Annotated in this window: 17 protein-coding genes; all 17 read left to right on the top strand. The window is 38.5% G+C overall.

Annotated features, from left to right (window positions below):
• Positions 1-75 precede the first annotated feature (75 nt).
• The 17 genes from purC to gatC all read left to right on the top strand — a co-directional run bounded on the left by purC (position 76) and on the right by gatC (position 20296).
• Entirely contained in the window at positions 76-792 is a 717-nt protein-coding gene (gene purC, locus PB01_RS16415; RefSeq protein ID WP_151701184.1) for a phosphoribosylaminoimidazolesuccinocarboxamide synthase, read from the top strand.
• Entirely contained in the window at positions 789-1043 is a 255-nt protein-coding gene (purS, locus tag PB01_RS16410; protein ID WP_151701183.1) for a phosphoribosylformylglycinamidine synthase subunit PurS, read from the top strand. The genes purC and purS overlap by 4 nt, the downstream gene beginning before the upstream one ends.
• A complete protein-coding gene (purQ, locus tag PB01_RS16405; protein WP_151701182.1) occupies positions 1040-1726 on the top strand; it encodes a phosphoribosylformylglycinamidine synthase subunit PurQ in 687 nt (228 codons plus the stop codon). Before purS ends, purQ begins: the two co-directional genes overlap by 4 nt.
• Positions 1710-3941 carry a phosphoribosylformylglycinamidine synthase subunit PurL gene (gene purL, locus PB01_RS16400; RefSeq protein ID WP_151701181.1) on the top strand — a complete coding sequence of 744 codons (2232 nt, stop codon included), beginning with the start codon at positions 1710-1712 and terminating at the stop codon, positions 3939-3941. The genes purQ and purL overlap by 17 nt, the downstream gene beginning before the upstream one ends.
• On the top strand, positions 3917-5338 hold the full coding sequence (purF, locus tag PB01_RS16395) for an amidophosphoribosyltransferase (RefSeq protein WP_151701180.1): 1422 nt from the start codon (positions 3917-3919) through the stop codon (positions 5336-5338). Before purL ends, purF begins: the two co-directional genes overlap by 25 nt.
• A gap of 11 nt (positions 5339-5349) precedes the next feature.
• Positions 5350-6405, top strand: coding sequence for a phosphoribosylformylglycinamidine cyclo-ligase (gene purM / locus PB01_RS16390; protein ID WP_151701179.1), 1056 nt, complete (start codon positions 5350-5352; stop codon positions 6403-6405).
• Positions 6405-6977 carry a phosphoribosylglycinamide formyltransferase gene (gene purN, locus PB01_RS16385; protein ID WP_151701178.1) on the top strand — a complete coding sequence of 191 codons (573 nt, stop codon included), beginning with the start codon at positions 6405-6407 and terminating at the stop codon, positions 6975-6977. Before purM ends, purN begins: the two co-directional genes overlap by 1 nt.
• Positions 6978-7013: 36 nt before the next feature.
• Complete coding sequence (purH, locus tag PB01_RS16380; protein WP_151701177.1) at positions 7014-8549, top strand: bifunctional phosphoribosylaminoimidazolecarboxamide formyltransferase/IMP cyclohydrolase; 1536 nt, start codon at positions 7014-7016, stop codon at positions 8547-8549.
• 16 nt (positions 8550-8565) lie between these two features.
• The gene (gene purD, locus PB01_RS16375; RefSeq protein ID WP_151701176.1) at positions 8566-9825 is read left to right on the top strand and encodes a phosphoribosylamine--glycine ligase; all 1260 of its coding nucleotides are present in this window, start codon (positions 8566-8568) and stop codon (positions 9823-9825) included.
• Between the two features lie 680 nt (positions 9826-10505).
• Positions 10506-12236, top strand: a complete 1731-nt coding sequence (locus PB01_RS16370) for an adenine deaminase C-terminal domain-containing protein (RefSeq protein ID WP_151701175.1) — start codon at positions 10506-10508, stop codon at positions 12234-12236.
• Between the two features lie 10 nt (positions 12237-12246).
• Positions 12247-13299, top strand: coding sequence for a DUF3048 domain-containing protein (locus PB01_RS16365; protein WP_151701174.1), 1053 nt, complete (start codon positions 12247-12249; stop codon positions 13297-13299).
• 33 nt (positions 13300-13332) lie between these two features.
• On the top strand, positions 13333-13653 hold the full coding sequence (locus tag PB01_RS16360; protein ID WP_151701173.1) for a YerC/YecD family TrpR-related protein: 321 nt from the start codon (positions 13333-13335) through the stop codon (positions 13651-13653).
• Positions 13654-13767: 114 nt separating this feature from the next.
• Positions 13768-14448, top strand: a complete 681-nt coding sequence (locus tag PB01_RS16355; protein WP_151701172.1) for a heptaprenylglyceryl phosphate synthase — start codon at positions 13768-13770, stop codon at positions 14446-14448.
• A 66-nt stretch (positions 14449-14514) separates the two neighbouring features.
• Complete coding sequence (pcrA, locus tag PB01_RS16350) at positions 14515-16743, top strand: DNA helicase PcrA (RefSeq protein ID WP_151701171.1); 2229 nt, start codon at positions 14515-14517, stop codon at positions 16741-16743.
• A gap of 22 nt (positions 16744-16765) precedes the next feature.
• The gene (gene ligA / locus PB01_RS16345; protein WP_151701170.1) at positions 16766-18769 is read left to right on the top strand and encodes an NAD-dependent DNA ligase LigA; all 2004 of its coding nucleotides are present in this window, start codon (positions 16766-16768) and stop codon (positions 18767-18769) included.
• A gap of 12 nt (positions 18770-18781) precedes the next feature.
• Positions 18782-19921, top strand: a complete 1140-nt coding sequence (locus PB01_RS16340; RefSeq protein ID WP_151701169.1) for a CamS family sex pheromone protein — start codon at positions 18782-18784, stop codon at positions 19919-19921.
• An 84-nt stretch (positions 19922-20005) separates the two neighbouring features.
• Entirely contained in the window at positions 20006-20296 is a 291-nt protein-coding gene (gene gatC / locus PB01_RS16335; protein ID WP_151701168.1) for an Asp-tRNA(Asn)/Glu-tRNA(Gln) amidotransferase subunit GatC, read from the top strand.
• Positions 20297-20298: the final 2 nt, after the last annotated feature.

The following is a 20298-nucleotide window of genomic DNA, read 5'->3' as shown; positions in this document are numbered from 1 at the left end:
GGGAAATTCATTCAGCTAACAATCAGTTGGGAAACACCCAACTGATTGATGCTTCACTTTTTGGAGGGGTCACCAGTGGAAAAAGGTCGTCTATTATACGAAGGAAAAGCAAAACAATTATTCGCAACAGAAGATGAAAATATCCTTTTTGTTTCTTATAAGGATAGTGCTACAGCTTTCAACGGAGAGAAAAAAGAAGAAATAGATGGAAAAGGCAATCTAAATAATAAAATTACAACGATTCTATTTCAACAATTGAAAAAAAATGGAATTGAATCTCACTTTGTAGAGCAAATTTCAGAGAATGAACAACTTGTAAGAAAAGTGGAGATTATCCCACTAGAAGTTGTTGTTCGAAATGTAGCAGCAGGAAGTCTTGCTAAAAGATTAGGAATGGACGAAGGAATTCTTCTAAAACATCCAATCGTTGAATTTTATTACAAAGATGATGCACTTGGAGATCCATTACTGACAGACGCACATATTGAATTACTTGAACTTGCGAAACCTGAAGAAATAGAGATACTTAATAGAAAAGCACTGGATATCAACCAAGTGTTACAGCCGATTTTCAAGGAAATAGGTGTAACTCTAGTAGACTTCAAACTAGAATTTGGGAAAACTGCAAAGGGTGAAATTCTGCTTGCAGATGAGATTTCTCCAGATACTTGCAGACTATGGGATGACGAAACAAACAACAAACTGGATAAAGATGTATTCAGACGTAATTTAGGAAGTTTAACAGAAGTTTATGAAATAATACTTTCCCGCCTAGGAGGATTATCAAAATGAAAAAAGTTAAAGTATATGTGACGTTACGTGAAAGTGTTTTAGATCCACAAGGTTCTGCAGTTATGGGGGCACTTCATTCCATGAATTACAACGAAGTGAAAGATGTACGAATCGGTAAATTTCTAGAGCTTCAAATAGAAGAAAGCGATCGGGATTTGGACGTACTCGTAAAAGAAATGTGTGAAAAGCTACTAACAAATACAGTGATCGAAGACTATCGTTACGATGTTGAGGAGGCTGTTACCAAATGAAGTTCGCAGTAATCGTTTTTCCAGGATCGAACTGTGATTTAGATATGTACCATGCGATTAAAGATGAGCTTGGGGAAGAAGTGGACTATGTTTGGCATGATCAAACCGATTTAAGTGACTACGACGGAATATTATTGCCAGGGGGATTTGCTTACGGTGACTACTTACGTTGTGGTGCAATTTCTCGTTTCTCAAACGTTATGTCTGAGGTTATTAAAGCAGCAGAAGCTGGTAAGCCAGTTTTAGGCGTTTGCAACGGATTCCAAGTATTAACAGAAGCAGGTCTTCTACCAGGAGCACTTCTACGAAATAAAAACCTTAAATTCATGTGTCGTACAGTAGATTTGAAGATTGTTAACAATGAAACACTATTTACTTCCAAATACGTGAAAGACGAAGTGATTCAAATTCCAATCGCACATGGCGAAGGAAACTATTATTGTGACGAAGAAACGCTTGCTAGTTTAAAAGAAAATAACCAAATCGTTTTCACATATGCTTCTGAAAATCCGAATGGAAGTATGGAAGATATTGCAGGTATTATCAATGAAAAAGGAAATGTCCTTGGTATGATGCCTCACCCAGAACGTGCTGCAAATGACATTATGGGCGGATCAGATGGACTAGCGCTATTCAAATCAATCGTGAAACAGTGGAGGGAATCACATGTCAGTCATGCTTGAACCAAATCCAACGCAAATTAAAGAACAAAAAATATATGCTCAAATGGGGATGTCAGATGAAGAATTTGACATGGTAGAAAAGATTTTAGGTCGGCTACCAAACTATACAGAGACTGGATTATTCTCTGTTATGTGGTCGGAACATTGCTCGTATAAAAACTCTAAACCAGTATTACGCAAGTTCCCTACGAAAGGTCCGCAAGTACTACAAGGACCAGGAGAAGGTGCTGGGATTGTTGATATTGGCGATGGTCAAGCGGTTGTGTTCAAAATGGAATCACATAATCACCCATCTGCAATCGAACCTTACCAAGGTGCTGCAACTGGTGTTGGTGGAATTATTCGTGACGTGTTCTCCATGGGAGCCCGTCCAATCGCACTGCTAAACTCGCTTCGTTTCGGCGAATTAAAAACACCTCGTGTGAAGTACTTATTTGAAGAAGTAGTAGCGGGGATTGCAGGATATGGTAACTGTATCGGTATTCCGACAGTTGGTGGAGAAATTCAATTTGATGACTGCTACGAAGGAAATCCGCTTGTAAATGCTATGTGTGTTGGTTTGATCAATCATGAAGATATTCAAAAAGGTATTGCAGCTGGTGAAGGAAATACAGTAATGTACGCCGGGGCAAAAACAGGACGTGACGGGATACATGGTGCGACATTTGCATCAGAAGAATTAACAGAAGCTTCAGAAGAAAAGCGTCCAGCCGTTCAAGTTGGAGATCCATTTATGGAGAAGCTATTATTAGAAGCTTGTTTAGAAGTGATAAAATCGGATGCAATTATTGGTATTCAAGATATGGGTGCTGCAGGTTTAACTTCCTCATCTGCTGAAATGGCTTCAAAAGCTGGTTACGGTGTAGAAATGAACTTAGATTTTGTGCCCCAACGTGAAACTGGCATGACTGCATATGAAATGATGCTTTCGGAATCACAAGAACGTATGTTAATCGTTGTGAAAAAAGGTCGCGAAGATGAAATCGTGCGGATTTTTGATAAATATGACTTGGATTGTGTTGCAGTTGGTAAAGTGACGAACGATAAAATGCTTCGTTTACTTCATAAAGGAGAAGTCGTGGCAGAAGTCCCTGCGGATGCACTTGCAGAAGAAGCACCAGTTTATAATAAGCCATCTTCAGTACCTGCTTACTTTACAGAGTTTCAAGCAATGGAAAATGTAGAGCCAGCAGTTTCGGATTATAAAGAAACTTTATTAAACTTATTGCAACAACCGACGATCGCTTCAAAGGAATGGGTTTATGATCAATATGACTATCAAGTTCGTACAAGTACAGTAGTTACACCTGGTTCAGATGCTGCAGTAGTTCGCGTCCGTGGGACGAATAAAGGGTTAGCAATGACGACAGATTGTAACTCTAGATACATTTATTTGGATCCAGTTACAGGTGGGAAAATTGCTGTAGCGGAAGCTGCACGTAATGTTGTATGCTCTGGTGCAAAACCGCTTGCAATTACAGACTGCTTAAATTTTGGTAACCCAGAGAACCCTGAAATTTTTTGGCAATTGGAGAAATCAGCAGACGGTATTTCCGAAGCATGTATCGCACTAGAATCACCTGTTATTGGTGGGAATGTTTCATTGTACAACGAACGTAGTGGAACAGCGGTTTATCCAACGCCAACAATAGGTCTTGTTGGATTAGTAGAGGATTTGGCGCATGTAACGACTCAATTTGTTAAACAAGCAGGAGATACTGTTTACGTAATTGGTGAGACAAAAACGGAATTTGGTGGATCTGAACTTCAGAAATTAGTAGAAAAGCGTATTTTCGGTCAAGCACCATCTATTGACCTTCAAGTAGAAGTAGCACGTCAAACAGCACTTCTTAATGCAATCAGAGCAGGGGTTGTACAATCTGCACATGATCTTGCGGAAGGCGGACTTGCTGTGGCATTAGCGGAAAAAGCATTTGGCGCTAAAGGTCTTGGAGTAGAAGTCACACTTACTGGATCTCCAACAACAGCATTATTCAGTGAATCTCAATCGCGTTTCTTAGTTACGGTTAAACCTGACCATGTAGAGAAGTTTGAAGAAATCATGCAAGATGCAGTTCGCATTGGAACAGTTACAGATGCGAATAAAGTGATTATTTCCAACGAGGATGGAACTGAATGGATTAACGGTTCTGTTGACGAATTCCGTTCCGCTTGGAAAGGAGCAATCCCATGCTTGCTGAACTCAGAGGCTTAAACGAAGAATGTGGAGTTTTTGGGATTTGGGGTCATCCAGATCCAGCACCAATTAGCTATTATGGTTTACATGCACTTCAACATAGAGGGCAAGAAGGCGCTGGAATTGTTGTAACAGACGGAGAATTTTTACGTGCTGTTAAAGGTGAAGGGTTGGTAAATGATGTTTTCAGTAATGGAAAACTTGAAAAACTAGAAGGAAAAGCTGCCATTGCACATGTTCGTTATGCAACTGCAGGCGGATCTGGAATTGAAAATGTGCAACCATTACTTTTTAACTCAACTACTGGTAGTCTTGCCATTGCGCATAACGGAAATATTGTAAATGCCAATCGATTAAAGCGTAGTTTGGAGCAACAAGGAAGTATTTTTCAGACAACTTCCGATACAGAAGTGTTAGCTCATTTGTTGAAAAAGAGTCGCCATACTTCTTTGGAAGAACGTGCAAAACAAGCACTAAAATTATTAGACGGTGCATTTGCATTTATTATTCTAACGGAAGATGAAATGATGGTAGCACAAGATCCACACGGCATGCGTCCACTTTCATTAGGTAAGTTAGGAGATGCCTGGGTTGTTGCATCTGAAACGAGTGCGTTCGATTTAATCGGAGCGGAAGCTATTCGTTCGGTAGAGCCAGGAGAGTTACTAATTATTAATGATCAAGGCTTGCGATCTGAGCGTTTCTCAGAACCTGCAGAACGTGCGATTTGCACGATGGAATATGTGTATTTTTCCCGTCCCGATTCAGATATAGATGGTATTAATATTCATAGTGCAAGAAAACGACTTGGTATACAGTTAGCAAAAGAAATTCAAGTGGAAGCTGATCTTGTTACAGGAGTACCGGATTCTAGTATTTCTGCAGCAATCGGATTTTCGGAAGCGACAGGTATTCCATATGAATTAGGTCTTATTAAGAATCGCTATGTTGGACGTACGTTTATCCAGCCTTCGCAAGATTTACGAGAACGTGGTGTGAAAATGAAACTATCGCCAGTTCGTCAAGTGGTAAATGGAAAACGAGTTGTGATGGTGGATGATTCGATTGTCCGTGGAACAACTTCACGACGCATTGTGAAAATGTTAAAAGATGCGGGAGCTAAGGAAGTACATGTTGTTATAAGTTCACCTCCTCTAAAAAACCCGTGCTTTTATGGGATTGATATTAGTTCTGATGAGGAATTGATCGCATCTAACAATAGTGTGGAAGAGATGCGCGAGTTAATAGGCGCAGACTCGCTATCATTTTTATCTGTAGAAGGCATGGTATCAGCAATTGGCAGAACGGATGAAGGGAAAAATTGCGGACATTGTTTAGCTTGTTTTACAGGTGAATATCCTACGCCAATTTCTCCAAGTACGAAATTACCACATGAAAAAGAGCTTGTTCGATAGGAGGATTCTACATGTCAAAAGCATATGAAAAAGCTGGCGTAAATATTGAAGCTGGATATGAAGCAGTGAAAAGAATGAAGTCACATGTCGAACGGACAGCTAGAAAAGGAATCATGGGTACTTTCGGTGGTTTCGGCGGGATGTTTGATTTATCTTCATTAAATTATAAAGAGCCTGTCTTAATTTCTGGGACAGACGGTGTTGGCACTAAGTTAAAACTAGCGTTTATGACGGATTTACACGATACAATTGGTGTGGATTGTGTGGCGATGTGTGTAAACGACATCGTTGCGCAAGGAGCTGAACCATTATTTTTCCTGGATTATGTAGCGGTAGGAAAAGCAATTCCCGAACGTATTGAGCAAATCGTAAAAGGTGTAGCAGATGGATGTGTTCAGTCTGGAGCAGCTTTAATCGGTGGAGAAACAGCAGAAATGCCAGGTTTATATGAGGAAGACGAGTATGACTTAGCGGGATTCGCTGTTGGAGCTTGTGAAAAGTCTAAAATCGTAACTGGTGAGAAAATTGCTGATGGGGACGTACTTGTTGGTATTGCTTCTAGTGGTGTTCATTCCAATGGTTTTTCTTTAGTGCGTAAAATCGTATTTGAAGAGAACCGATACTCTACGGAAACAGTGGTGGAGGGGTATGAAGAACTTGGAGGAATAGGAAAAGCACTTTTAACACCAACTAAAATTTACGCAAAGCCTGTAATGGACATGCATCATGAGCTTGAAATTCACGGAATGGCCCATATAACGGGTGGCGGATTTTATGAAAATCTACCGCGCATGATGCCTGAAGGGTTAGCTGTAGAAATCGATTTAGGTTCATGGGAAGTACTTCCCGTTTTCCGTTTCTTGAAAGAAAAAGGCGAGTTGTCCGATCGTGATTTATATAATATTTTCAATATGGGTATTGGATTTGTTTTAGCACTTTCAACCGAGGAAGCGGAAAAAGCAATTGCAATTGCAACATCACATGGAGAAAAAGCTTATACAATCGGTCGAGTTGTGAAAGGTGAAGGGGTTTTATTCATCGGGGAGCATGACGGGAGTTTAGTGTAATGGCTGGAATACCGAAATTTGCAGTCTTTGCATCAGGAAGTGGAAGTAACTTTCAGGCTATCCATGATGCAGTAAAAGCTGGGAAATTATCTGGTCAAGCAGTGTTAGTAGTTACTGATAAGCCAGGTGCATTTGTTGAAGAGCGTGCTAGAATTGCTGGAGTTGAAACTTTTGCAATTAGTCCTTCTACTTTTTCTTCTAAAGAACTATATGAAAAAGAAATTTTACAAAAGCTAGTGGAGCTTGAAGTAGAGTGGATTGTTCTTGCGGGCTATATGCGTTTGATAGGAAATGTTCTACTAGAAGCATATCCGAGCCGCATTATTAATATCCATCCTTCTTTATTACCTTCATTTCCGGGAAAAGATGCAATCGGAAAAGCGATGGTACACGGAGTAAAGGTAACCGGGGTAACTGTTCACTATGTAGATGCGGGCATGGATACAGGTCCTATTTTAGCCCAGCAAGTAGTAGAAGTAGTGGCTGGAGACCGGGAGCAAACGGAAGAGCGAATCCATGCAGTGGAGCATGAACTATATACGAAAACTTTACAACAATTATGGAGCCGGTGAATGCCGGCTTTTCTAACTATAAAAGGAGGAAATATTGTGTCAAAACGTGCATTAATAAGTGTTTCAGATAAATCAGGGATTCTTGAATTTGCAAAAGAGTTGGAACAGCTTGGATATGAAATTTTATCCACTGGTGGGACAAAATCATTTTTAGAACAAAATGGTGTAGCAATTACTTCGGTAGATTCCGTAACAAACTTCCCAGAAATACTAGATGGTCGAGTAAAAACATTAAATCCAATGATTCATGGTGGATTATTAGCAAAGCATGACGATCCCTCACATCAAGCACAACTTGAAGAACATAGTATTACACCAATTCAAGTAGTATGTGTAAACTTATATCCTTTCCGCGAAACAATTTCCAAGCCAAATGTTGCATTTGAAGATGCAATTGAAAACATCGATATCGGTGGTCCATCTATGTTGCGTTCTGCAGCGAAAAACCATCAATACGTAACAGTAGTAACAGATGCATCCGATTATGTGGAAGTATTAGAACAATTAAAGGAAACTGGTGAAACTACACTTGAAACACGTCGTAGACTTGCTGCAAAAGTATTCCGCCATACCGCTGCATATGATGCACTAATTGCTAGTTATATGACCAACTTAACTGGTGAAGAATTCCCAGAGTTATTAACACTTACATATGAACGTAAGCAAGCTTTACGATACGGAGAAAACCCTCACCAAAAAGCAGCATTCTATCAGCGTCCACTGGGATCTGATTTCTCGGTTGCATCTGCAACACAACTTCACGGAAAAGAGCTTTCTTACAACAATATTCAAGATGCAAATGCAGCGATTCAAATCGTAAAAGAATTCGATATTCCTGCAGCAGTAGCTGTAAAACATATGAATCCTTGTGGTGTTGGAACAGGCGAAACAATTTCAGCAGCTTTCAATAAAGCATATGAAGCCGATTCAACTTCTATCTTCGGTGGAATTGTTGCATTAAATCGTGAAGTGGATGCAGCAACTGCAAAAGTATTAGCAGGTATTTTCTTAGAAATTATTATCGCTCCTTCATTCTCAGAGGAAGCAATTGCTATGTTAACAGCGAAGAAAAACATTCGACTTTTAACAATATCTTATGAACAAACGAAAAAAGATGCATGGAACACAGTATCTGTTGAAGGTGGATTATTAGTTCAATCTCCTGATACATATGGATTAAAAGATGCCGATGTGAAAGTCGTTTCAGACCGAAAGCCTACTGCGGAAGAATGGAAAGCATTAGAGCTTGGTTGGAGTGTAGTAAAACATGTGAAATCGAACGCAATTGTTGTTTCAACAGAAGACATGACAATTGGTGTTGGTGCTGGTCAAATGAACCGAGTAGGATCTGCAAAAATTGCACTAGAACAAGCTGGAGAACGTGCAAAAGGAGCAGGACTAGCATCTGATGCATTTTTCCCAATGAACGATACAGTAGAAATAGCTGCTAAAGCTGGTATCACAGCAATAATTCAAACAGGTGGCTCTGTCAAAGATCAAGATTCCATAGACAAAGCAAATGAATATGGAATTGCGATGGTATTTACTGGCGTTCGTCATTTCAAACATTAAGGGAGGCATATCTCATATGAATATTCTAGTGATTGGTAGTGGTGGCCGCGAGCATGCTATTGCAAAGCAGTTCAATAATTCTCCTTCTGTAAGTAAAATATTTGTAGCACCAGGAAATGTTGGTATGGCAAATGACGCACAAATCGTCCCAATAGATGTCATGGCATTCGATGAGCTTGCACAATTTGCACGAGATAATGCTATTGATGTAACGTTTGTCGGGCCAGAGCAACCACTTGTGGCTGGAATCGTTGATTACTTCAGTAAGCAAGGTCTTCGAATCTTCGGACCTACTAAAGCAGCAGCACAATTGGAAGGAAGTAAAACATTTGCAAAAGAGCTGATGAAAAAGCACGGTATTCCAACTGCCGCTTATGAAACTTTTACAGATGTGGACAAGGCGAAAGCTTATATTGAAAAAATGGGTGCTCCAATCGTTGTGAAAGCAGACGGTCTTGCCGCTGGAAAAGGTGTAGTAGTTGCCATTACCCTGGAAGAAGCGAACACTGCTGTAGAAGACATGATTGGCAATCAATTATTTGGTGAATCTTCGTCAAGTGTTGTCATTGAGGAGTTTTTAGTTGGAGAAGAAATTTCATATATGTCATTTGTACATAATGGACAAATTTATCCAATGGTCATTTCACAAGATCATAAACGTGCATATGACGGAGATAAAGGGCCAAATACCGGTGGAATGGGAGCCTATTCGCCAGTTCCCCAGATTTCAAGCGAAGTAGTAAAATTAGCGTACGAAACGATTGTTGTCCCAACCGTGAAAGGAATGGAACAAGTAGGAACGCCGTTCACAGGTATTTTATATGCTGGTCTTATAATTACGAATGAAGGACCAAAAGTAATCGAGTTTAATGCTCGATTTGGAGATCCGGAAACACAAGTAGTTTTGCCACGTATGAAAAGTGATTTCGGCAAGTTTATGACAGCCCTAATGGATGATAAACCATTTGAGTTAGAATGGTCTGATGAAGAAATGTTAGGTGTTGTCATTGCCTCTGCTGGTTACCCACATGATGTACAAAAAGGGGCAGAGCTACCGAATCTTTCTATTCTAGAAGAAGCGGGTCTTCACGTCTTCCACGCGGGTACTAAAGCTGGAACAGATGGATTTATAGCAAACGGTGGTCGTACAATTTTAGTAGCTGCTAGTGAATCCACATTAAAAGAAGCCCAGCAAAAAGTATACGATGGTTTAGCCAAATTAACTTGGGATGGTTTGTTCTTCCGTTCAGATATTGGTTGGCGAACTTTTTCATAAACTATGTTCGTCTTAGAACAAAATGAGAAGCAGAACCTATCTTTAGGTTTAGCTTCTCATTCCTATGTTATATAACCTGAATTTGAGTATAAGGAGATCGTAAATGGCCGCCTTGCGCTTCAATCAATTATGCGCAATATTTTATCCGATACCAGCTACATAGAGTACGTTTTGCACAATATATTGATAGCGCACACTTAATCAGTTTTGTCTCACGCCAAGTTAAAGCTATATTATGGGGAATTGGTCGTGTTCACCACGTGAAATGTCTCGTTCAGCCGTTTATTGGATTTTTTTTAGAGAGTAGTGACACTAATTAGTAAGCAAATATGGTGGATTGTAGAGGAAGGGCGGCGACTCCTGCCGGATGAGAGAGACAGATGTGCCATCACAAGCGGTGCGCATGCGTCGGTGATGGCACATCGCTCACCCAGCGGAAATCCCAACGGTAACTTTCTTACGACACTCTATCCCTATAGTAAGACGGAAAACTAATCTTACATTAACCAAAATGTATTATAAGGAAAAAATATGATAATCAGCAGTCGTGGAAAAATTACTATAAATCTATTAATTTACAACTGAAATTTCTATAAATTAACAAAGAACACTTTGCTTTACTAAAGTGATATGCTATATTTATTTTTACGAGCAACCTAAAAGGAAGGAGAATGGATGGTATGCAATATCCAATTTGGAAAATAGAAGAAATTAGGCACCAACTAGAAGTAGTAAGTGGGACAAAGGCACCAGATATTCTTATAAAAAATGCAACATACTTACATAGTCATTTAAAAAAGTGGATTACCGGTAATATTTGGATTGTAAAGGATCGTATTGTATACACGGGATTAGAAATGCCACTTGTTTCTGAAAAAACAGAAGTGCATGATGCAAGCGGACAAAAGATAGTTCCTGGTTATATGGAACCTCATGTACATCCATTTCAACTTTATCACCCACAATCTTTTGCTGATTATGCTGCACAACGTGGTACGACTACCTTCATTGCAGACAATCTAGTATTTTTTTTAGCACTTGAAAATAAGAAAGCGTTTTCAATAATGGACCAATTAAATAAATTGCCTTTTTCCTTTTATTGGTGGGCACGCTTTGATTCACAAACAGAGTTAGAAAATGAAGAGGAGCTATTTACCTCTAAATCGATAGGTGAATGGATCGAAAGACCCGATGTGATTATGGGTGGGGAGTTAACAGGATGGCCAAGACTACTTTCTGGTGATGATCAGATGCTATATTGGATGCAGCAAGCAAAAATGAATGGAATGAAAATAGAAGGGCATTTCCCGGGAGCGTCAGAGCGAACGCTTGCACGAATGCGTCTACTTGGAGCAGATGGTGATCATGAATCGATGACAATTGAAGAAGTAGAAAGACGCATTCTTCACGGGTATGCAGTGACGCTTCGACATTCTTCCATTCGTCCTGATTTACCAAATCTACTAAAAGGTATTTTAGAAAAGGATCTTCATATTTTTGATCATTTAATGATGACAACGGACGGAGCTACTCCTTCGTTTCACCTAGATGGCGTAATGGATAAATGTATTCAAGTTGCTTTAGATGCTGGAGTAAACCCAATAGATGCTTATTTAATGGCATCGTTCAATGTTGCGAAATATTATAATCTATCTAACTTACATGGGGTTATTGCTACTGGAAGGTTTGCAACGTTAAACTTTTTAGAAGATGAGTATAGTCCAGTCCCAATTAGCGTTTTATCTAAAGGAGAATGGTTAAAACGTGACGGTGAAAAAGTGCAGGCCCTAACACCCGTCGATTGGTCAGATATGCCTCCCTTAAATTTAGATTTTCATTTAACGGATGATGATTTTCAATTCTCTATGCCATTTGGAATTGAAATGGTAAATGATGTGATTACGAAACCATATTCTATATCGGTCGATACAACGGAAAATGAACTTTCATCGAATCATGTCGAAAGCTTCCTTATGTTAATTGACCGAAACGGAAAGTGGAAAGTAACAACACTTATCAAAGGATTTGCAACATCGGTCAAAGGATTTGCATCTTCCTATTCTAATACTGGTGATATATTATTAATAGGGAAAAATAAAAAAAGTATGTTAAAAGCTTTCGAAGAGATGAAGAAGATGAATGGTGGAATTGTCTTAGTAGAGGACAATCAAGTCATTTGTTCTATTAAGCTTCCAATAGGTGGAGGTCTCTCCGACAAACATATGGAAGACTTAATAGAAGAAGAGTTGCTATTAAAGAAAGAGTTGGCAGCAAGAGGATTTAAGCATGGGGATGCTATTTATACACTACTATTCTTGCAATCAACGCATTTACCGTATGTTCGAATTACACAAAGAGGAATTTTTGATGTGATGAAAAAACAAGTACTATTTCCAGCACTTATGAGGTAGGGGGAATTTTATGTTCAAAAAAAGGGGTTTTATATTTGCACTGTGCATTTTAGCATTAGTTGCCTGTACCAAAAAAGAAGAAGTACAAGAAGAAACAAAAGAACAAGTAGTAGAACCGGAAAAAGTAGAGGAAGTAGTGGAGGAAGAGGTAGTACTTCCTTATTTTGCTCCCTTCACTGGGATTGGCTCGGAAGTTGAAATGAAACAAAGACCAATCCTTGTTACAATGAATAATCATCCGTTGGCACGACCCCAATCAGGGATTGCACAAGCTGATATTGTGTATGAAATGATGGCAGAAGGAAGTGTGACGAGATTTCTTGCACTCTATCAAAGTGAAATCCCAGAAACGATCGGGCCGGTAAGAAGCGCACGTGACTATTTTGTTAATATTGCCAAGGGCTTAGATGCATTTTACATTGCACATGGATATAGTCCCGATGCAAAAAAAATGTTAGATGCAAGAGTTGTGGATAATATTAATGGGATGCAGTATGATGGTATCCTATTTAAAAGGTCAAAGGAACGTAAGGCGCCACATAACTCCTACATTTCCAAAGAAAACATTTTTGTAGGTGCGGAAAAAGTAGGGGCTTCGATGGAAATAAATAAGATTCCACCATTTTCTTTTTATGATTCTGTAGAAGATGTGAAAATTGGGAATCCCGCAACTAGTGTAAGTATACGTTATGGATCAGGGACAAGCTTTGAAAATCAATATACGTATTTTCCAGATGAAGGGCTGTATGAAAGAACGACAGCAGGAGTCTTGACGAAGGATAAGGAGTCGGATGAGCTTGTCAAACTTTCCAACGTTATCTTTATGGAAATCCCACATAAAACGATTGATAATGCCGGTAGACAAGAACTTACTTTAACTGCCGGAGGAAAAGCTTACCTTTTCCAAGCTGGGATAATGAAAGAAATCGAATGGGAAAATATTGATGGTCTTCTTATTCCAATGGAAAATGGGGTTCCGGCAAAACTTGTTAAAGGAAAGTCATGGATCAGTATTGTTCCAACACATCCGGGAATTGAAAAAATGGTGAACTATTTACCATAATAGAAGATTAAATCAGAGGGGAATGAAAAACTTATGCAAGTTGAGAAAATAAAAGGGCATCAAACAGACCAATTATTTAAAGCGGTTTTAGAATTAAAGAATATGGAAGAATGTTATCGATTTTTTGACGACTTATGTACAATAAGCGAAATTCAATCACTTGCACAACGCTTCGAGGTTGCTCATTTATTGAGATTGAAAAAAACATATGAAACGATCAAAAAAGAAACCGGTGCGAGTACGGCAACAATTTCACGTGTTAGACGTTGTTTCGATTATGGAAATGACACTTATGATGAAATGCTTGGTCGTCTATATCCAGATGAACAGCCTTTTCAAAACCCTAGAGGGTAATTTGAAACAATAACCATTACCAGTTTTAATAGATAGACTTAACTGAACAGAAGCCTCTGTTCAGTTTTTTTGTTATAATGAGGAATGCTAACTAACGATTTGTAGGTGAAAAAAATGGAGTATAAAGAATGGCGACATATATTTAAATTAGATCCAGCGAAAGCAATTAGTGACGATGCTTTAGAAAAGGTTTGCGAATCTGGAACTGATGCTATCATTATTGGTGGCTCCGATGGAGTAACACTTGATAATGTTATTGATTTATTAATGCGTATTAGGCGTTATGCTGTTCCTGTTGCTCTTGAAGTGTCGACGCTTGAGTCGATTACACCTGGTTTTGATTATTATTTTATACCGAGTGTATTAAATAGCATGGAAACGAAATGGGTAAAAGATTTACATCACGAAGCTACCAAAGAATTTGGAGAGGTGATGAACTGGGAAGAAATTATTCCCGAAGGTTATTGTATATTAAACCCCGGTTGCAAAGCGGCTAAAATTACGAATGCGAAACAACCAAAAACAAATGACGATATTATTGCTTACGCACAAATGGTTGAGCATATGTTTAAATTTCCTATTTTCTATATGGAATACAGCGGGATGTATGGTGATATCGAAGTGGTTAAAAAAGTAAAATCTGGACTAGTTCACACGAAGCTATTTTATGGTGGTGGCATCCAGAATGAAGAACAGGCAAGAGAAATGGCTGCGTATGCGGACGCCATTATTATCGGAAATCGAGTATATGAAAACTTAGAAGAAGCACTGAAAACCGTACATGCTGTTAAGTAATATTTGTGTAATATGACATGGAGCGGTATAATAATTAGAACAAATGTTCTTTAAAGGGAGTGTAATATGGAGCTCATAGCAAAAAACTTATTAAACGGGATGAATAAGGAACAAGAAAAAGCGGTTAAAAAAACGGAAGGTCCTCTACTCATTATGGCTGGAGCAGGTTCAGGGAAAACACGTGTATTAACGCATCGAATTGCTTACTTAATAGTAGAAAAAGAAGTGTACCCTTCCAAAATACTTGCCATTACCTTTACGAATAAAGCTGCACGTGAAATGCGTGAACGAATCAATAGTATTTTAGGTGCTGGAACAGGGGAGAGTATGTGGGTATCCACGTTTCACTCGATGTGTGTTCGTATTTTAAGAAGAGATATCGACCGAATAGGTTATTCAAAGAGCTTCTCCATTTTAGATACGACAGATCAGTTATCAGTTATTAAAGGTATTTTAAAGGAACAAAATATTGATTCGAAAAAATATGATCCGCGATCGATGTTAAATGCGATTAGTAGTGCTAAAAATATTTGTATAGATGCAGCTACATTTAAAGCACAAATGAACGAAATGAATCCATTTGAAAAAACAGTTGCAGAAGTATATACAGGGTATGAGAAGCGTTTAAGAAAGAACCAATCCCTTGATTTTGACGATTTAATCATGACAACTTTAAACCTTTTTAAACGAGTTCCTGAAGTATTAGAGTTTTATCAAAACAAATTCCAATATATTCATGTGGATGAGTATCAAGATACCAATAAAGCACAATATGAATTAGTACAAATGCTTGCTCAAAAATTCAAAAATATTTGTGTAGTGGGTGATTCCGATCAATCCATCTATCGCTGGCGTGGTGCGGACATTCAAAATATATTATCATTTGAAAAAGATTATCCGAACGCAACCGTTGTAATGTTAGAGCAAAATTACCGCTCTTCACAAAGAATCCTACAAGCAGCAAATGACGTCATTGGTAATAATACAAGTAGATATCCAAAAGTACTGCGAACGGACAATCAAGAAGGTGAAAAAATTCGAATGTTCCGAGCATTTAATGAGCAACAAGAATCACAATTTGTCGTACAAACTATTCAAGAGTTGCTAGAACAAGAAAACCGTACATTGGATGACTTTGCTATTTTGTATCGCACGAACGCACAATCTCGTGTGATGGAGGAAGTACTCGTCAAATCGAATATAGCCTATACGATTGTTGGTGGTACTAAGTTCTATGATCGTAAAGAAATTAAAGACTTACTTGCATATCTCCGTTTAATCGCCAATAATGATGATGACTTATCGCTTGCTCGAATTATTAATGAACCAAAGCGTAATATTGGAACAACTTCATTTGAACGCATCGCAATGTATGCACTAGAACAAGATCGTTCTATTCTTGATGCTTTGAATGAAGTAGATTTCATGGGAATACCAGCACGGGCGGTAAATTCTGTTGTTCAATTTCAAGGACTTATTCAAAACTTTACGCAAATGCAAGAGTTTTTATCTGTGACGGAAATAGTGGAACAAATATTAGATAAAACGGGTTATCGTACAATGCTGAAAAACGAGAAAACAATTGAAGCCGAAAGTCGACTAGAAAATATTGAAGAGTTTTTATCCGTAACGAAAGCATTTGAAGAAAAAAGTGATGATAAATCCCTAGTTGCCTTTTTAACGGATTTAGCGCTTATTTCGGATATTGATAAACTAGATGAAGAGGAAGATACGTCTCAAGGGAATGTTATCTTAATGACGATGCATGCTGCAAAAGGACTTGAATTTCCAGTTGTTTTCATCATTGGAATGGAAGAAAATATCTTTCCTCACTCCCGCTCCATTGGGGATGAGGATGAGATGGAAGAAGAACGCAGGCTTGCTTATGTAGGAATCACTCGTGCAGAGGAAAGACTGTTTATCACATGTGCTCAATCTCGTACTATTTTTGGACGAGGTAGTTTCAATAGTCCTTCTCGTTTTATAGGGGAAATCTCTGAAGGAATTATCGAAGCAGTAGGTGGAATGAATGAAAATAAGAAAGGCGCAGCATCTTCTGCTAAAGCAATTCCACAAGCAAGAAAGGCTGTAGTTACTCGTCCTGCGTATAATGAGTCAGGTGGAGAGAAACTAGGCTGGCAAGTTGGAGATAAAGCGGTGCATAAAAAATGGGGCGTGGGTATGGTAGTAAGCGTTCGAGGTGAAGGTGAAAATACGGAGCTCGATATTGCGTTTCCAAGTCCAACAGGTGTTAAACGATTGCTTGCAAAATTTGCACCGATAGAAAAAGGATAATTCACTTGGTGGAGGAAAACCGATGGAAAAATTAGAACAACGAGTACAAGAGCTACATAAGCTTTTGTATGACTATGGATATGCATATTATGTGTTGGATGAACCGATCGTTCCTGATGCCATTTATGATCAGTATTTAAACGAATTAATTGCATTAGAAGAACAAAATCCAAATTTAATATTACCTGATTCGCCCACACAAAGAGTTGGTGCTACTATAATAGATGGGTTTCAAAAAGTAACGCATAGGAATCCGATGTTGAGCCTATCTAATGCATTTAATGAAGAAGATATACGTGATTTTGACAACCGAATTCGTGGAATGATGGATGAATCACCGACCTATGTATGCGAGCTGAAGATCGACGGATTAGCAATTTCGCTTCTGTATGAAGATGGCATTCTTTCTCGAGGTGCTACTCGTGGGGATGGGACTACAGGAGAAGACATTACAAGTAATATAAAAACAATCCGATCTATACCTCTTCGATTAAAAGACAAAGTAACAATCGAAGCAAGAGGAGAAGCTTATATGCCAAAATCTTCGTTTAGAAAACTAAACGAAGAAAGAGCTGAACGGGGAGAAGAATTATTAGCTAATCCTCGTAATGCTGCAGCAGGGTCACTTCGTCAATTGGATCCAAAAATGGCAGCAAGTCGTAAACTTTCTTTTTTTGCATATGGAATGGGTAGCGACGGGGAAGTACAAAATATTGATCAGCATTCCGATGCTCTTGCCTTTATGAAAGAACAAGGTTTACCGACTAATAAAGAGACTAGAAAGTGTTCTTCGATAGAAGAGGTACTTCGATTTATTCAAGAATGGACAGCTAAGCGAAATGATATTCCATATGAAATAGATGGTATCGTTATCAAAGTGGATGATTATGCACAGCAAGAGGAGTTGGGGTTCACTGCAAAAAGTCCCCGCTTTGCAATTGCTTTTAAATTCCCTGCCGAAGAAGTCGTAACTACTATTATTGATATCGACTTAACGGTTGGACGAACTGGGGTTGTCACACCGACAGCAATACTAGAGCCAGCGCAAGTGGCAGGATCTACAGTCCAACGTGCAACATTGCACAATGAAGATTTAATCCGTGCAAAGGATATTCGAATCGGTGACCGAGTGATTATTCGTAAGGCCGGCGATATTATTCCAGAGGTAGTTGCAGTCATTTTAGAAGAACGAGATGGTTCGGAAATCCCTTATGAAATGCCAACAAATTGTCCTGTATGCGATAGCGAATTAGTAAGGATCGAAGAAGAGGTTGCCTTACGTTGTGTGAATCCTCAGTGTCCAGCACAAATTCAAGAAGGTATTTACCACTTTGCATCAAGAAATGCGATGAATATTGAAGGTCTTGGGGAAAAAGTTGTGGAGCAGTTATTTAGAGAGCAACTTATTGTAGATGTATCAGATCTTTACAAATTAACAGTAGAAGATCTAGTGAATCTAGAGCGAATGGGATTGAAGTCTGCAACAAACCTAGTAGCTGCAATAGAAGCATCTAAAGCAAATTCGATGGAACGTGTATTATTCGGACTTGGTATACGTCATATTGGAGAAAAAGCTGCCAAAATTTTATCGGAAACATTTCATAGTTTCGATGCATTAATGCAAGCAAAGGGAGAAGAACTTACTGCTGTTTTTGAAATTGGGGATAAAATGGCAAATTCACTTGTGGCATATTTTGAAATTGATGAAGTGCAACAGCTAATTGGAAGATTAAAAGAAGCAGGACTTACATTGCGATATACAGGTAAAATTGTAGATGCTACCACCATGGAGAATAGTCCATTTGCACATAAAACGGTTGTTCTTACAGGAAAGCTCGTGCAATTAACACGACAAGAAGCAAAGGAAAGAATTGAAGAACTTGGTGGAAATGTCGCAGGTAGTGTAAGTAAAAAAACAGATATAGTCATCGCAGGAGAGGATGCTGGCTCAAAGCTTGAAAAAGCTACAAGCTTAGGTATCGAAATCTGGGATGAACAAAAACTATTAGATGAACTAGAGGAATAGAGGAGTTTGAACATGGCAAAAAAAATAATAGGAATCTTAACAATGATTTTATTGCTTATTGTATCTGGATGTACTCCTGCTATAAAAAAAGACACAGAAGTCATTCAAGACACAGAACAAAAAACAACGAAAAAAGTGATCATACCAAGTTTACAATTAGATGATGCTTACTACCGGACGCTATTACCATATGAGGCAAGTGCAAGTAGAGGATTAGTTGTATCAAATCTTGCAACGAAGTACGATATGAAGGAAGTGGAATCAGGTCTACTTCGAATTTCTCAAAAGGAATTTTCCCCGGATAAATATTTGTTTCAAGAAGGCCAGTATTTAGATAAAAAGACACTTATTTCTTGGTTAGCAAGAAGTAATCAAACGAGTGATGGTTTAAATCCAAGTGATGAAGGCTTAACAGGTGAGGAAAAAGCAAAAAAAGCGCCTGTTTATATTACGCATATTGTGGAACAAGATTATTTGAAAAAAGAAGGTAAAACTGTAACACTCGCTGGTATTTCAGTAGGGCTTGCTTTGAATTCTATTTACTATTATCAAAAAGAAACATACGGAGCAACATATGAGGAAGCGTTATCCCAAAAAGAAATAGAAGAAAATGGTAAGCGTATTGCGGAAGAGGTAGTTTCTCGTATGCGTCAAAAAAATGAGGCTCTTGCGAATGTTCCAATCGTTGTTGGCTTATTCAAACAAAATAGCAGAAATGCAGTAGTTCCTGGAACGTATCTCGCTTATAGCATCGCTGCTAGCGGAAAAAATGTTTCTGATTGGAAAACTATTGATGAAGAATACCTGCTTTTTCCAACAGCTGAATCAGAAAAGAAATATCGAGATTTAGATACTATTTTCCGCAATTTCAAACACGAAATGGAGACATACTTTACCAATTACACAAGTGTTATTGGTACAGGATACTTTAAAGACAAACAGTTGCAAAAATTGACTATAACAATTCCTATACAATTTTACGGAACAGCAGAAATAATTGGTTTTACGCAGCAACTTGCCGGCTTACTGAAAGATAATTTTGATACTTCGATGAATGTGGAAGTCAATGTGAATTCGATGAACGGAGCAGAGGCATTATTGATCAAAAAACCAGGTGATGAAGAACCTTATGTCCATATATATTCCCCATAAGCCTACCAAAAGAGCCACTCTGTTCAACTAGAGTGAAAAATGATATGATATTGCTTATGGTTATTGAATTCGGAGGTGTGAAAATTGGCGAATATTTCAAAAGAAGAAGTAAAGCATGTGGCGCATTTAGCACGTCTTGCAATCACAGAGGAAGAAGCTGAAAAGTTTGCTCTTCAGCTTGCAGCAATTACTAATTTTGCGGAGCAATTAAAAGAATTGGATACTACGAATGTAATACCAACAACGCATGTACTACCTTTAGTGAATGTCTTACGTGAGGACAAAGCAATTAAAGGACTAGACCGTGAAACAATGATGTTAAATGTAAAAGAACAAGAAGCAGGACAAGTAAAAGTACCATCTATAATGGATTAATA

Origin of the sequence: Psychrobacillus glaciei, assembly GCF_008973485.1 — a bacterium.
Classification (GTDB): domain Bacteria; phylum Bacillota; class Bacilli; order Bacillales_A; family Planococcaceae; genus Psychrobacillus; species Psychrobacillus glaciei.
Note: the sequence above shows the minus strand (reverse complement) of the source record. Positions and strands in the feature narration are given on the sequence as shown.